This is a genomic window from Capnocytophaga sp. oral taxon 332 str. F0381 (assembly GCF_000318275.2).
Classification (GTDB): Bacteria; Bacteroidota; Bacteroidia; order Flavobacteriales; family Flavobacteriaceae; genus Capnocytophaga; species Capnocytophaga bilenii.
Genome location: NZ_KB291333.1, coordinates 1 through 569 on the forward strand (window position 1 = coordinate 1; position 569 = coordinate 569).

At 46.9% G+C, this 569-nt stretch carries 1 protein-coding gene; it reads right to left on the minus strand.

Features of this window, described 5'->3' with window-relative positions; translation table 11 throughout:
- Nucleotides 1-307: 307 nt before the first annotated feature.
- Nucleotides 308-569, minus strand: a 262-nt coding sequence (locus tag HMPREF9075_RS13890; protein WP_232305095.1) for a hypothetical protein, incomplete at its 5' end; no start/stop codon positions are given.

Sequence of the window (569 nt, forward strand, 5' to 3'; positions counted from 1 at the left end):
TTGTACTACAACCACAGCCACTGTGGTAGTACCACTAACACCTATTACAGCTACGCCAGATGTGATGACCGTAACAGTTGGCGATACTAGCAGTGGTAGTGTGATAGACAACGACCATATAGGTACAGAACGACCACCACAAGTACGGTAAGCGTAACGGTAGTAACACCAGCAACGCCTAAGGGTAGTGGTGTAGCGACACCAACGATTACTGATGAAGGCAAGGTAACAGTGCCAAACAATACTCCTGCGGTAACTTATACAATCGTATACCGCGTATGTGAGAAGCTAAATGCAGGCAATTGGACTACAACACAGCCACTGTGGTAGTACCAGTAGAGCCTATAGTAGCAACACCAGATGTGGTAACCGTAACGGCAGGAGGCACTAGCAGTGGTAGTGTGATAGACAATGACCATATAGGTACAGAACGACCACCACAAGTACGGTAAGCGTAACGGTAGTAACACCAGCAACGCCTAAGGGTAGTGGTGTAGCGACACCAACGATTACTGATAAAGGTAAGGTAACAGTACCAAATAATACTCCTGCGGGAACCTATACAATCG